The 14,413-nt window shown below is 66.4% G+C and carries 13 protein-coding genes; 11 read left to right on the top strand and 2 right to left on the bottom strand.

Features of this window, described 5'->3' with window-relative positions; genetic code table 11:
- Window positions 1–31: 31 nt before the first annotated feature.
- Complete coding sequence (locus D7316_RS09840) at window positions 32–1,180, bottom strand: acyl-CoA dehydrogenase family protein (RefSeq protein WP_124708126.1); 1,149 nt, start codon at window positions 1,178–1,180, stop codon at window positions 32–34.
- A gap of 153 nt (window positions 1,181–1,333) precedes the next feature.
- Between D7316_RS09840 and D7316_RS09835 the strand changes: the two genes are divergently transcribed.
- The 9 genes from D7316_RS09835 to D7316_RS09795 all read left to right on the top strand — a co-directional run bounded on the left by D7316_RS09835 (window position 1,334) and on the right by D7316_RS09795 (window position 11,194).
- A complete protein-coding gene (locus tag D7316_RS09835; RefSeq protein ID WP_124711235.1) occupies window positions 1,334–2,098 on the top strand; it encodes a crotonase/enoyl-CoA hydratase family protein in 765 nt (254 codons plus the stop codon).
- Between the two features lies 1 nt (window position 2,099).
- Window positions 2,100–3,611, top strand: coding sequence for a class I adenylate-forming enzyme family protein (locus D7316_RS09830; protein WP_124708125.1), 1,512 nt, complete (start codon window positions 2,100–2,102; stop codon window positions 3,609–3,611).
- Complete coding sequence (locus D7316_RS09825; protein WP_124708124.1) at window positions 3,608–5,200, top strand: class I adenylate-forming enzyme family protein; 1,593 nt, start codon at window positions 3,608–3,610, stop codon at window positions 5,198–5,200. Before D7316_RS09830 ends, D7316_RS09825 begins: the two co-directional genes overlap by 4 nt.
- A gap of 62 nt (window positions 5,201–5,262) precedes the next feature.
- Entirely contained in the window at window positions 5,263–5,568 is a 306-nt protein-coding gene (locus D7316_RS09820; RefSeq protein ID WP_005199164.1) for a hypothetical protein, read from the top strand.
- Window positions 5,569–5,582: 14 nt separating this feature from the next.
- Entirely contained in the window at window positions 5,583–7,094 is a 1,512-nt protein-coding gene (locus D7316_RS09815; protein WP_124708123.1) for a class I adenylate-forming enzyme family protein, read from the top strand.
- Complete coding sequence (locus D7316_RS09810) at window positions 7,091–7,903, top strand: enoyl-CoA hydratase/isomerase family protein (RefSeq protein ID WP_124708122.1); 813 nt, start codon at window positions 7,091–7,093, stop codon at window positions 7,901–7,903. Before D7316_RS09815 ends, D7316_RS09810 begins: the two co-directional genes overlap by 4 nt.
- A gap of 151 nt (window positions 7,904–8,054) precedes the next feature.
- Window positions 8,055–9,164 carry an acyl-CoA dehydrogenase family protein gene (locus tag D7316_RS09805; protein ID WP_164473757.1) on the top strand — a complete coding sequence of 370 codons (1,110 nt, stop codon included), beginning with the start codon at window positions 8,055–8,057 and terminating at the stop codon, window positions 9,162–9,164.
- Window position 9,165: 1 nt separating this feature from the next.
- Window positions 9,166–10,359 carry an acyl-CoA dehydrogenase family protein gene (locus tag D7316_RS09800; RefSeq protein ID WP_124708120.1) on the top strand — a complete coding sequence of 398 codons (1,194 nt, stop codon included), beginning with the start codon at window positions 9,166–9,168 and terminating at the stop codon, window positions 10,357–10,359.
- 193 nt (window positions 10,360–10,552) lie between these two features.
- Entirely contained in the window at window positions 10,553–11,194 is a 642-nt protein-coding gene (locus D7316_RS09795) for a TVP38/TMEM64 family protein (RefSeq protein ID WP_232016847.1), read from the top strand.
- Window positions 11,195–11,299: 105 nt separating this feature from the next.
- Here D7316_RS09795 and D7316_RS09790 read toward each other — a convergent pair whose 3' ends face one another.
- Entirely contained in the window at window positions 11,300–12,280 is a 981-nt protein-coding gene (locus D7316_RS09790) for an acyl-CoA dehydrogenase family protein (protein ID WP_124708118.1), read from the bottom strand.
- 105 nt (window positions 12,281–12,385) lie between these two features.
- On the opposite strand from D7316_RS09790, the gene D7316_RS09785 reads away from it, so the two are divergent.
- Together D7316_RS09785 and D7316_RS09780 are read left to right on the top strand one after the other, a co-directional pair.
- Window positions 12,386–13,552, top strand: coding sequence for an acyl-CoA dehydrogenase family protein (locus D7316_RS09785; RefSeq protein WP_124708117.1), 1,167 nt, complete (start codon window positions 12,386–12,388; stop codon window positions 13,550–13,552).
- A 31-nt stretch (window positions 13,553–13,583) separates the two neighbouring features.
- The gene (locus tag D7316_RS09780) at window positions 13,584–14,357 is read left to right on the top strand and encodes an enoyl-CoA hydratase/isomerase family protein (protein ID WP_124708116.1); all 774 of its coding nucleotides are present in this window, start codon (window positions 13,584–13,586) and stop codon (window positions 14,355–14,357) included.
- Window positions 14,358–14,413: the final 56 nt, after the last annotated feature.

Genomic DNA, 14,413 nt, shown 5'->3' with positions numbered 1-14,413 from the left:
TTTTCAGTGGATAGTGTTGTGTGCGAAACGGTCAGAAGCCCAGGTCACGCCCGATGATGTCTTTCATGATCTCGGTGGTGCCGCCCAGGATGGTGCTGATCCGCACGTCCTGGTACGCCTTGGCGACCGGGTACTCGAGCATGTATCCGTAGCCGCCGTGGAGCTGGAGGCACTGGTCGACCACCTTTTTGTTCAACTCCGTGCACCACCACTTGGCCTTGGCCGCATCGACCGCGGTGAGGGTGCCGTCGAGGACCTGGTGGATGTAGTTGTCGATGTAGATCTGCGCGATGTCGAGCTCGGTCGCCATCTCGGCGATGGTGAAGCGGTTGGCCTGGAATGAGCCGATCGACTGGCCGAACGCCTCGCGGTCGTGCGCGTACTGCACTGTCTGGGTGAAGATGCTGCGCGCGCCGGCCACGGCACTGATGCCGATGGACAGGCGTTCGGACGGCAGGTTCTCCATGAGGTGATAGAAGCCGCGGCCCTCGGTGCCGAGCAGGTTGCTCGCCGGAACCCGGCAGTCGGAGAAGAAGAGTTCCGACGTGTCCTGGGCATGGTGTCCGATCTTGGCGAGCTTGCGCCCGAGTTCGAAGCCGGGAGTGCCCTTCTCGACGAGAATCAGGCTGAATCCCTTGTGGCCCGCATCCGGGTCGGTGCGGCACACCACGATCACGACGTCGGAGAGAATTCCGTTGGAGATGAACGTCTTCTGGCCGTTGATCACCCACTCGTCACCGTCGCGGCGCGCCGACGTCTTGATGCCGGCGAGATCGGAGCCGGCAGTCGGCTCACTCATCCCGATGGCGAATGTCAGTTCGCCGCTTGCCAATCCGGTGAGCCAGCGCTGACGTTGCGCTTCGGTGGTCAGGCGCAGCAGGTAGGGCGCGATGATGTCGTTGTGCAACGTGAGGGCGGGTCCGCTCAGGTGAGAGGCACCGAGCTCTTCGGCAACGATCGCGTTGTAGCGAAAGTCGTCGACGCCGAGTCCCCCGTACTCCTCGGGAACCGAGAAGCCCAGAACGCCGGCCTGTGCCGCGGCCTTGTAAACGGTCTTGTCGACTTGACCGGCCTGCTCCCATTGTTCGTGGTAGGGCGCGACATCGCGGGCCAGGAAGTCGCGGACCACTCCGCGGAACTCTTCATGTTCGGGTGTGAACACCGAACGGGGTGCAGCCATGCTTGTTTTCCTCTCCGAAGATCAGGTACCAAGACAGCTTAATCATTAAACTGATTATGTGCTAGTGTGCTGATGCGAAGAGACCCCATGGCGACCCATCGCCGGGACGCCGCGCCGGCAAGACCGGCCGATCCGACCGAAGACGAGGACGAGATGTCAGACGAGGTTGTTGTCGAACGCCGCGACGGCGTACAGGTGATCACCATCAACCGGCCCGAGGCCAAGAACGCACTCAACGGTGCGGTCGCCGAGGGAATCGCCGCCGCGATCGACGAACTGGAGGAGAGTGACGAACTCCGCGTCGGTGTCCTCACCGGTGCGGGCGGCACCTTCTGTTCGGGGATGGATCTCAAGGCATTCCTGAGGGGGGAGAGCCCGGTCGTGGAAGGTCGCGGGCTCGGCGGGATCACTCAGGCGCCGCCGCGTAAACCTTTGATCGGAGCTGTCGAGGGCTGGGCCGTGGCCGGTGGCTTCGAACTGCTGCTCGCCTGCGACATGGTCGTCGCTGCCGAGAACGCGAAACTCGGCGTGCCCGAGGTGAAACGAGCTCTGGTCGCCGGCGCAGGCGCCGCCATGTTGCTCCCGCAGCGCATTCCACAGGCCGTCGCCCTCGAGTTGCTGCTCACGGGCGATCCGATCAGTGCCGAGCGCGCTGCCGCCCTCGGCCTGGTGAACCGACTCACGCCTCCCGGCGGCGCGCTCGACGGTGCTGTCGAGCTGGCGTCGGCCATCGCCGCGAATGGCCCGCTTGCAGTTGCGGTGACCAAGCAGATCGCCCGATCGTCTTCGGACTGGACCATCGATGAGGGATGGGCCAAACAGATGGAGCTCATCGGGCCGGTGATGACCTCCGAGGATGCCCGCGAGGGCGCCACCGCGTTCGCCGAGAAGCGTGCGCCAGTGTGGAAGGGCCGCTGACATGGACAGCCGATCGCGATTCGCGGAGCTCCTCGACAACGCCCCGGCCGACGCGGAGGCGATCGAGTTCGAGGAGTCATGGACCACCTGGGGAACTCTGCAGGGTATCGACCGCTCACTGGACTCTGTGCTGGGCGAGTACGGCCACGGTGAGGGCACCCGGGTCGGGTTGATCCTGGAGAACCGGCCCGAGTGCGTGGCGGTCCTGTTGTCGCTCATCGCACGACGACGATGCATCGTGACGTTCAGTTCCCTGCAGCCGCCGGAACGGCTGAGTGCCGACATCGCCAGGGCTGACGTGCCGGTCGTGGTCGGAACGGCAACCGCACTCGCGGGTGACGGGGTGCGGGAGTCCGCCGGCGATGCGCTGGTACTGGCGTTGGGCACCGATGCGGTGCAGGTGTTCGACGACCGCGAGGTTCGCGCGGCGCGGCAATCCGACATCTCGCCCGGCGTGATCGTCGAGATGCTGACCTCTGGAACCACGGGCCCGCCCAAGCGGGTGTTGCTGCGTGAGAAGCAGTTCGACACCGCCATCTCCACAAGTGTGCCGGCGCCGCCGACGGATTCGTTGTTCCGTCGCGGAGTCAGCATCGTCTCGACCCCACTGGTGCACATCGGTGGCTTCTGGGGAGCGCTGGGTCCGCTGTTTGCCGGCAGGCGCATCGTTCTCATGACCAAATTCGCGCTGGAGCCCTGGCTGCGGGTCATCACGCGGCATCGGCCAAAGGCGACCGGTCTGGTTCCGGCGGCGCTGCGTTCCATTCTCAATGCAGGCGTGACGGCCGACCAGCTCGACGGAATCGAGGTGGTCACCACCGGTACGACCTTCTGTCCGCCTGAACTGATCGACGACTTCCTGGAGACCTACGGGATTCGAGTGCTCCCGACCTACGGCGCCACGGAATTCGCCGGTGCGGTCGCGTACTGGACAAAAGCACTCCACGAGAAGTGGTGGGAGTCGAAGGCGGGCAGCGCGGGCCGCCCCCTGCCCGGGGTGACGCTGCGGGTCACCGATGAGAACGGGGCCGAGATCCCGGCTGGTGAGCAGGGACGGCTCGAGATCCGAACCGCTCAGTCGCCGGTCGGGGCCGACAGTTGGCTGCGGACCAGTGACCTCGCGGTGGTGGATGCCGACGGATTCCTGTGGATACGCGGCCGGGCCGACGACGCGATCGTGCGCGGTGGTTTCAAGGTCCATCCCGACACGGTCCGTAAGGTGCTCGAGCAGCACCCTTCAGTGCATGAGGCGGCGGTGGCGCCCAGGCCCGATGACCGCCTCGGCCAGGTGCCGGTGGCGGGCGTCGAGCTCGAGCCCGCCGAGGCCGGCACCGATCGGGCAGCCCTGGCCAAAGAGCTCGACGGGCTGTGCCGCCAGCATCTGCTGCCCTACGAGGTGCCGGTGCACATCGCCGTTGTCGATGCCTTGCCCCGAACTCCTTCGTCCAAGGTCAGCCGGATGGATCTGCTCGACGTCATCGCAGCCGACATGGCTACGTCGATCTCGGCATGACGACCGCAGGTCCATCGCCATCGGTCCTCACGATCGGCTCTGCGGCGCGGAACGCTGCTGCTCGGCATCCTGGCGGACACGTGGTGGTGGTCAGCGACGAACGACCGTATCGCAGCACCATCGGGATGCTGGGATGCGACGCGGTGTCCCGGGCGGCCTGGCTGCAGTCCATCGGGATCGGGCGCGGCGACGTCGTGGCCCTGCAGCTGCCGAACTGGTACGAAGGACTCGTCATCCAGGCCGCGACGTTCCTGGTGGGCGCAACTGTCCTGCCGATCGTGCCCATCTACGGACCCCGTGAGGTCGAGTTCATCCTGCGTGACTCGGGAGCGACGGTGGTGGTCCTGGCGGCGCGGGTCAAAGGCCGTCTGGTGGCATCCGCGCTCATCGACGCCGGTGCGGTGAAGTCGGTCGGCACAGTAGTGGTCGTCGGCGACGACATCCCATCCGGTGCGATCGGCTGGGAGGACACCGCCGCCGACTGGCGGGAGGGCGAGGACCCCGCTGAGCCCGACGACATCGCCCTGCTCGTCTACACCTCGGGAACCACCTCGGATCCCAAGGGGGTCAAGCACACCCATCGCTCACTCATCGCCGACACACTGTCGCCGGTGGTGGCCGACGGGGCCGGTCCGGACTCCTCGCACCTCAGTGTGTTCCCCTCCGGACACGTTGCGGCCGCCAATGGGCTGCTCCGGATACTGATCCATGCGACACCCACCGTACTGATGGACGTCTGGAACCCCGTTCAAGCGGCGGAGCTGATCGACGAGTACGCGGTGACGTCGACGGCCGGGGCCCCGATCCATCTGTCCGGGCTCCTGGACGCGCAAGAGCGCGGCGAGGTCGTGCTTGCGACCCTGCGTGGCTACCTCGTGGGCGGCGCGTCGGTGCCGGCAGCACTCGTCGAGCGCGCCGACGCAGCCGGCATCGCGGCTTTCCGTGCCTACGGTTTGAGCGAGCATCCGACCATCGCGGGCGGGTCGCCCGACGATCCGATCGGCAAACGCACCCAGACCGACGGCCGTATCCAGCCGGGCAACGAGGTCAGGATCGTCGACGACCTCGGTCGCGACGTCGCACCGGGAATCGACGGCGAGATCCTGAGCCGGGGGACCGAGCTCTTCGCCGGCTACCTGAGATCGGAACTGACGGCCGAGGCTTTCACCGATGACGGCTGGTTTCGCACCGGGGACGTCGGCAACGTCGACCGCGACGGTTATCTGACGGTGACGGACCGGAAGAAGGACATCATCGTCCGCGGCGGCGAGAACATCTCATCGCGTGAGGTCGAGGACGTGGTGTCCACGCATCCCAAGGTCGGCGAGGTCGCCGCGGTGGGAGCGCCGGACCCGGTGTACGGGGAGCGGGTCGCGGTCTTCGTAGTGCTACGCGAAGGCGCGGAGCGCCTGACCATCGACGAAGTGGGCGACCACTTCCGGCTTGCGGGAGTGGCGCGCCAGAAGACACCCGAGGTGATCCGCACGGTGTCCACGCTGCCGCGGACGGCGGTCGGCAAGGTGCAGAAGGCGCCACTCCGGCAGCAGCTCCGCGCTGGGACGAATCAGTCTATTCATCTAACGGATTAATGTGTTATCGTCGTCACTCTGGAGGACATCCGACAGACTTTCGACGGCTAGGAGTTGACGAAGTGAAGCTGCGAGTGGGACTGGCACTGGCAAGTGCCGTCGACACAACGAACGTGATCATCACACGAGTGCCCGACGGCGACGTCGAGTTGACCTGTGGCGGCGCCCCGATGGTCGAGAAGGGCCAAGCCGCACCGGAGGCGAAGGCCGATCCGGCACAGATGAACGGAACGCTGATCGGCAAGCGATATGTCGATTCCGCCGATGTGATCGAGGTGCTATGCACCAAACCGGGTGAGGGCTCGTTGGCGCTCAACGGGGAACTCCTCGTCACCGCCCAGGCCAAACCGCTCCCGGCGTCGGACTGAGGGGAATCGGAATCGTGCGCCTTTCGATGCTGCTGGACATGGCCGCCGACGGATTCGGCGATCGTGTTGTTGTCGGCCGCCGAGCGTCCGGATTCACTGCGTCCGATCTGCGCGCCCGGGCGCTGACCGGGGCTGCGGCCATCCGTGCCGCCGGCGTGGATTCGGTGGTCTACCTGGGTCCGAACGGGCCGGCGTTCCCGGTGGCGATGTTTGCCGCCGCCTTTGCCGGGGTGCCGCTGGTTCCGCTGAACTATCGCCTCGGCGACGACCAGCTGACGGGGTTGCTCGCCAAACATCCACGCGCCATCGGCATCGGCGACGAGACCGGTGTGGCCCATCTGCGTGCGGCCGGACTGTCGGCGCAGACCATGGGGGAGTGGCTGCAGTCCACCGCTGCCGACGGCGATCCTGCCGAGCCCGACGTCATCCTCGATGACGGGCCGGCCGTGGTGATCTACACGAGCGGGACGACGTCGGAGCCCAAGGGTGTTCTGCTCCGGCATTCGAACCTGGTGTCCTATGTGCTCGGGTCGGTGGAGTTCATGAATGCTGACGAGGACGATGCCGCTCTGGTGAGCGTGCCGCCTTACCACATCGCCGCGGTCGCCAACGTCATCTCCAACCTCTACGGCGGACGCCGCACGATAGTCCTGGAGCAGTTCGATCCGACGCAGTGGCTCGACACGGTCCGGACCGAGGGTGTCACCAACGCCCTGGTCGTGCCCACCATGTTGTCGCGGGTGATCGAGGCCATCGGCGACGGTGTCGACGGTTCGGTGCCCACGCTGCGGTCGCTTGCCTACGGCGGCGCTCCGATGCCGGCGGCCGTGATCGAGAAGGCGCTGCTCGCCTGGCCGGAGGTGGGTTTCGTCAACGCCTACGGCCTGACCGAGACCAGCTCGACCGTCGCGGTCCTCGGGCCCGAGGATCACCGGGACGCGTATGCCTCGGATGAGCCGCACATCCGGGCCCGCCTGGCATCGGTCGGCAAGGTACTGCCCACCGTCGAGATCCAGATTCGTGACGAGAACGGTGCTGCGCTCCCGCCCGGGGCTCCTGGTCGTATCTGCGTCCGTGGTGACCAGGTGTCCGCCGAATATGCGGGCATCGGGCGCGCGGTCGATGACGACGGGTTCTTCGACACCCGCGACAACGGCTACCTCGACGACGACGGTTACCTGTTCATCGGTGGGCGCATCGATGACACGATCATCCGCGGCGCCGAGAACATCGCTCCGGCCGAGATCGAAGAGGTGTTGCTGCGGCATCCCGACGTGCTCGATGTCGCCGTCGTCGGTGTCCCCGACGAGGAATGGGGCCAGCGGATCGAGGCCGCCGTCGTGCTGCGCGTCGGCGCCGAACTTCTCGACGCGGACCTCAGAGAATTCGCCCAGACGTCACTGCGATCCAGCAAGACCCCGGACCGGTTCTGGTTCTGGCCCGAGCTACCGCGGACCGAGACCGGAAAACTGGTGCGGCGCAACGTGCTCAAGAAGGTACTTTCGGCAGAAGGGGTCACCGCGTGACCGTATCGGTCACCCGACCCGCCGAGGGCATCACGCAGATCACGCTGAGTCGGCCCGAGGCGCTGAACACACTTGACCGTCGACTGACCGGCGATCTGATCACAGCCCTCGACGAGGTCGAGGCGGACACCGACTGCCGCGTGGTGATCGTGACCGGGGCGGGGCGGGCGTTCTGCGCCGGACTCGATCTGAACGGTTACCTCCCGCCCGATGGGTGGGCCGATGAGCTCGATCGACTCGGGCGCGCACAGGCTCAGCTGGTCATCCAGCGCGAGATCGCCGGACTGGCCCAGCGGTTGCACTCGCTGCGTCAACCGGTGATCGCCGCGGTGAACGGCCCGGCGGCCGGTGGCGGACTCGCCCTGGTCGCCGCCAGCGACATCCGGATCGCCGCACCGGAGGCCGTGTTCGCCGTCTCGTTCATCCGCGCAGGGTTCTCGGCATGCGACATCGGCGTGTCCTGGCTCCTCCCGCGCCTGATCGGCGCGGGCCGGGCCCATGAGTTGATGCTGACGGGCCGTCGGTTCTCCGCCGAGTACGCCCGCGAGATCGGTCTGGTGACCGATGTCGTGCCCGCCGGAGAGCTTCTCGATCGCGCTATGGCACTCGCAGCGGAGATAATGCTCAACCCACCGATCTCGGTGGAACTCACGAAGCAAGGCATGTGGCTGGCACTGGAGACGCCCGGATTCGATGCCGCGGTCGAGTTCGAGAACCGTCAGCAGGTCTTCACCTCATTCACCGAAGACCAGCCCGAGGCGGTCGCGGCATTCCTCGGCAAGCGATCCCCCCGCTATCGCCGACGCTGACGTCGGGGACACCTGGTCGGCCCCGAACAATCGTGTGCCTCACTCGGGCCTGTCACCACTTCCATAACGGCACCGTAATCAGGTAACTTATTTTACTGAAAGGGTTCGAGCGTCGGTGACGCTCCTGCCGACCATGCAGCGGAGGATGACCATGATCACCGGATGGACCGACGACCACGAAGAGCTCCGAGCCGTGGTGCGACGCTTCCTGAGCGAGAAGTCGTCGACGGAGAAGGCTCGCGAGCTCGCCATCGCGGGCGCAGTGGGCGACCAGGCCGTGTGGCGGCAGATGGCCGAGCAGATGGACCTGCAGGGCCTGGTGATCCCTGAGGAGTTCGGCGGCGCCGGGATGGGTGCGGTCGAACTGGGCGTGGTCCTCGAGGAGATGGGCCGCGCACTGTATGTGGGACCGTATTTCTCGACGGTCGCGCTGGCGGTGCAGACCTTGACGGCGGTGGGTGACCGGGCGGCACAGGCCCGATGGCTACCGCGCATCGCGGCGGGAGAACTCACCGCCACCGTGGCAATCGCCGACGACGCGCCGTCGTTCGACCTCACCGCGGTCACGGCCACGGCCACGGCATCGCGTGACGGCTGGAGTGTGTCTGGCGCCAAGGCGTTCGTCATCGACGGGATGACCGCGGACCTCATTCTGGTGGCCGCTCGTACCGATGGCGATCTAGGCCTGTTCGCCCTCGCGGGTGACGCCGCCGGATTGCATCGCGAAGCGGTGCCCACCGTCGACGAGACCCGGGCGCTCGCGCGAGTCGAGTTGGATGCCGTACCGGCGGTTCGGGTCGGTGACGATGCCACACAGACGCTCGCGCGCGCCGGTGACCTTGCCGCTGCCGCCCTGGCCGCCGAACAGATCGGTGGTGCCGCTGCGGCACTGGACATGGCGGTTGACTACGCGAAGATGCGTGTCCAGTTCGAGCGTCCGATCGGCTCCTTCCAGGCGATCAAGCATCGATGTGCAGACCTCAAGGTGCAGATCGAATCCGGTCGGTCCGCAGCATTTTTCGCGGCCGCGCTGCTCGATGACGGTGATCCCGAGGCGGCGATCGCCGCGTCGACAGCTCAGGCGTGGTGTTCAGCGGCCTACACCAAGGCGAGCAAGGAGAACATCCAGTTCCATGGTGGAATCGGCTATACGTGGGAGTGCGACGCGCACCTCTACCTGCGCCGGGCCACCGTTTCCGACATTGTCCTCGGCGCTCCGCGGGCGCATCGCGCCCGGATCGCCGAGCTGGTGGAGATGTGAGATGACACAGCAGATCGAGACAGGCACAGTGATGACGATCGAGAGCGACGACGAGTTCCGCGCACGGATTCGCCAGTGGTTCGCCGACAATCGCCCCGCTAAGCGCCCCAGGGATCCGGCTGAGCGCAAATCGTGGGTGCGGGCCTACCACGCCCGGATGTACGACGCCCGGATGACCGGGCCGTCCTGGCCGTTGGAATACGGCGGCATGGGCCTGTCCTTTGCGCAACAGGTGATCTACCAGGAAGAACTGGCCAAGGCGCGTGTGCCCTCGCCGCTCGGGACCGGTCTCGGGATCGTCGCGCCGACGATCATCACCTACGGCACCGATGAGCAGAAGCAGCGCTGGCTCGGGCCGATGCTGCGCCAGGACCTCATTTGGTGTCAGGGTTATTCGGAGCCGGGTGCGGGTTCGGATCTCCCGGCTCTACGCACCACCGCCCGCCGTGAGGACGACTTCTATGTGGTCAACGGCCAGAAGGTGTGGACCACACACGCCACCGACGCGGACGTCTTCTTCACGTTGGTGCGCACCGGGACCCAGGAGTCCCGGCAAAAGGGCATCACTTACCTGATCATCGATGCGCATGCTCCCGGGGTGACCGTACGCCCGCTGAAGGACATCACCGGCGGCGAGCACTTCGCCGAGGTCTTCTTCGATGACGTGCGGGTACCCATCGCCGATCGTATCGGCGAGGAGAACCAGGGCTGGCCGCTCGTCCGGACCTCGCTCGGGCACGAACGTGCCGCGGGAGCGATGAATCAGGCGACCAACTATCGGCGAATTCTCGACGAGCTGATCGCACTCGCCCGCGAGCGTGGGCTGACGACCGACCCGCTGACCCGGGACCGCCTGGCCGACTTCGAGATCCGGGTGCGACTGATGAAGTACAACGCCAGCCGGATCATCAACGACATCATCGCGCACGGCGAACCCGGTCCGGCGTCATCGGTGTCCCGGCTGTTCATCACGATGTTCGAACAGGAACTCCACGAGTTCGCCGTCGAGATGCTCGGCGCCGACGGAATCGTCACCCGCGACTCCGAGCGCGCCATCCAGCGAGGTCGGTGGCTCACCGGTTTCCTCGGGTCGCGGGCATCGACGATCGGTGCCGGAACGTCGGAGATCCAGCGAAACACGATCGCCGAGCAGGTCCTCGGTCTGCCCCGCGATCCGGCCATGCCGGCGCGCTGAACCCCGGCCGTTTCAGGCGTCGCGTGCTCACCTCAGGCCGGTTGTCGCCAACATCCCGGTCGAGAATCTCCCGATGCGACCTGATTGACTGGACCGAGGAGCCGGCGAGGGTGCCGGCGGGGACCAGGTCGGGGATGACACGGACTGTGACACAGCCGATGGGCGGCGAATGACGGTGGGCCATCGTTTGAAGTTGGCGATTCTGGCGGCGGTCATGGTCGCGGGCGTCGTGGTGGCCGCCACCGTCGACATCCCCGATTCGACGTCGATCCGCGACTCGGTGTCCGCCGCGGGCGTGTCGGGGGTGCTGGCATTCATGCTCATTCTGGCCGCGCTGACGTTGACCCCGTTCCCCATGAGTGTGCTGACCGTGGCCGGCGGACTGATGTTCGGTTTGGTCCCCGGTGCGCTGATCGTGATCGTCGCGGCGACGTTCGGCGCCTGGGCCGGCTACTGGCTGGCCCGATCACTCGGGCGTGCATCCTTCGCCCAGATCAGTTGGTCGAGAATCGTCGCGCTCAACGCGGTGCTCGAGCGTCGCGGTATGAGTTCGATGATGGTGGTGCGACTGATCCCGGTGTTCCCGTTCGGCCTGGTCAACTATGCGGCCGGGCTGAGTTCGGTCCGGCAACGCGACTATCTGGTCGGTACCGCGATCGGCATCGTCCCGGGGGCGATCGCCTACAGCGCGGTCGGCGCCTATGGAACCTCTCCGCTGTCCTGGCCCTTTGTCGCAGCAATCGCGGCGGTGGTGGTCATCGGTGGGGGATCGGCAGTGCTCGCGCGACGCCTGGGCGTCACCGGTTCGATCCGCGGAAACCAGACGCCGGTGTAGCCGACCGGGACCGGCAGTCTCGCCCCGCAGGCCCGACCCCGCCCGTATCGACCACCCCGGGCTTCGGGCCCGTGTGTTCTCGAGGATGGCCGCTGCCGTCGGCGGTCAGCCGGGCAACTGCGCCATCCGGTCGTGGTGGAACGCGGCATCCCCACAGAGCACCTCGTCGACCTTGGCGCGCCGGAGGTAGAGGTGCAGATCGTGCTCCCAGGTGAAGCCGATCCCACCATGGGTCTGTAGGGCCTCACCGGCGATCGCGGGTACCTTCTCCGCGGCAAATGCCTTGGCCACACTCGCTGCGCTCGATGCTTCGGTCAGCCCGGCGTCGAATGTCATCGCCGCGTAATACGTCGCTGCCCGGACTCCGCGCAGCGCGATCAGCATGTCTGCGGCCTTGTGCTTGATGACCTGGAACGAGCCGATCGGCCGCCCGAACTGCTCGCGCACCTTGGCGTAGTCGACGGTCATCTGCAGGAGTCGTTCGCCGACGCCGAGGGCATCCGCGGCAACCAGCACTGCAGCGGCATCGCGGACCGACTGGGCATCGACGTCGAGCAGGTGACCACCGTCCGCGATATCGCCGATCGCGTAGAAGCCTCGGCTCTCGTCGAGGGTGCGGCGACGCCGAGTTGTGGACGAATCGGCCTCGACGAGCCGCACCTGCGCGTCGTCCACGATCAGGAACCAGTCCACGGCTGCGGCGGCCTGGACGAGCGCATGATCGATGACCACTGCGGCGCGTCGTCCCCCCGACGCCAGTCCGTCGACCACATCGTCCGGTGCGCCGCCGCGATGAGCGACGTACGCCGCGAGAGCGGTATCGACCCACGGGCCCGGCGCCGCCGCCCGGCCGATCTCCTCGGCGATGAGACAGAGTTCCACGAGGCCCGCGTCGGCACCGCCGTGACTTTCCGGGACGGCGAGGCCGGTCCAGCCGATCTCTGTGCCGCGTTGCCAGAGCTTGTCGTCGAGGTCCCGACCGGTGGTCGAGACCTCACGGACCAACTCAGGTGTGCAATGTGCCGACAACATGCTGCGCGATACGTCGCGTAGCATCTCCTGCTCGTCGCTGAGCTCGAAGTCCATGGCGCATTCCTCCCGTTGCGGGGCTGTCTCTCGACGGCTACGTATGATTAGATACGGTAAGATCATATAACTAATTAGGCAACATGCGACACAGGAGGTCCGAAGATGCGGATCGAGACCGACGCTCATCTCGAACAGTTCCGGGCCGAGGTGCGCGCATTCATCGCCGAGCACAATCCCGGAATCAAGCATCACACGGGTGTGCGCGCCCCGGGCCCCGATCTGGTCCCGGAGATCCGACGGTGGACGGCCATGCTGTTCGAGGCGGGTTACCTGGGCGCGGAGTGGCCGGAGCGGTTCGGCGGTACCCCGGGTGTCGACCCGCAGCGTGCGTTCGTCGTCGCCGAAGAGATCGCTCGCGCGCGGGTGTGGGCACCGATCGGGGCCTATCAGCTGGCATCGGCCGCGCTCATCGACTTCGGCACCGATGCCCAGGAGCAGTACTACCTTCCGCGGATCCGGGGCGGGCAGGACATCTGGTGCCAGTTGTTCAGCGAGCCCGGGGCCGGCAGCGACCTCGCCTCGCTGCGTACCCGCGCACAGCTCGACGGCGACCATTACGTGATCGACGGGCAGAAGGTGTGGACCACCAACGGGCAGCACGCCGACGTCGGCTACCTCTTGGCGCGCACCAATCCGGACGCCCCGAAGCACCGAGGTATCACCGCCTTCGCGCTCGACATGACGTTGCCGGGAGTACAGGTTCGTCCGCTCCGCGAGATCACCGGCACCGAGGATTTCAACGAGGTCTTCCTCGATGGGGTGCGGGTGCCCGTCGATGCGGTGATCGGCAAGGTCGATGATGGCTGGCGAGTGGCCAATTCGAGCCTGGCGCACGAGCGGACCGGGGTGGCGTCGATGGCAACCGAGTTGCTGCAGAACGTCGACCGGCTGGTGACGCTCGCCAAGGATCGAAGCGATGATGCCGGCCTGCGACGCGACGTCGGACGTATCGCCACGCATGCCCGAGTGATCGACCTGATGAGCAAGAGCGTGCAATCGGGGATGCTGGCCGGTCGCACCGACGTCGCCGACGCCCCGTCGGTGAAGATCTTCTTCAGCGAGACCAATCTGGCGATGACCGAGCTCGGGATGGCATTGCAGGGTTCGGATGCCGTCGCGGTCGAGGGCGACGAGGGTGCGGTCGCCGACGGGTGGTGGCAGGACGCGTTCCTGTACGCCCGGGCCTGGACCATCGCCGGCGGCGCGAACGAAGTACTGAAGAACGTGATCGCCGAACGTGGCCTCGGCCTGCCACGCGACCCGTCCTGACACACGTCTGATCTGAAAGCGAGCCTGGATCATGGGTTTCGACACCATCCTCTACGACGTCACCGACCACGTCGCCACCATCACGATCAACCGCCCCGAGGCGCACAACTCTTTCAACGCGACGATGGTCGACGAGTTCCGGCGGCTGTGGAAAGATATCCGCGAGGACGACGATGTGCACGTCGTGGTCCTTCGTGCCGCCGGGGACAAGGCGTTCTGCACCGGGGTGGATGTCCGTGAGGGACTCGACCTCCACGAGAACTTCTGGAGTCAGGACGATCCCGGTCAGGGGCTGTCCCCGCGCGCCAACAAGGTCTGGAAGCCGGTGATCGCCGCGGTCCACGGTATGGTCGCCGGCGGTGCCTTCTACTGGCTCAACGACTGCGATTTCATTGTCTCGGCCGATGACGCGACCTTCTTCGATCCCCATGTGTCCTATGGGCTGACGTCCGCGCTGGAGCCGATCGGTCTGGCTCGGCGGATTCCGCTGGGCGAAGCGATGCGCTGGGCGTTGGTCGGCCTGGACGAACGGATGTCGGCGGAGCGGGCGTTCACCATCGGACTCGTGTCCGAACTCAAACCGCGCGAAGAACTCTGGGAGCACGTCGATGGTCTGGCGCGGCGGATCGCGGCCAAACCCGCCGTTGCGGTGCAGGGCACGGTGAAGGCCGTCTGGGAAACGCTGGACATGGATCGCAACGCCGCTTATGCCGTGGCATGGAACTACCCGGGAATCGGCAACCCGATCGGTACGGCGGAGGTCTCGCGCGACGGGTTCGTCAAACCGAAATGGACGCTGCGCTGATCGAGACCCCGGCCCGTTGAGCGAGACCCCGCCCGTTGATCGAGACCCTCCCCGTT

The sequence above is a fragment of the Gordonia insulae genome (assembly GCF_003855095.1).
GTDB classification, from domain to species: Bacteria; Actinomycetota; Actinomycetes; order Mycobacteriales; family Mycobacteriaceae; genus Gordonia; species Gordonia insulae.
Note: the sequence above shows the minus strand (reverse complement) of the source record. Positions and strands in the feature narration are given on the sequence as shown.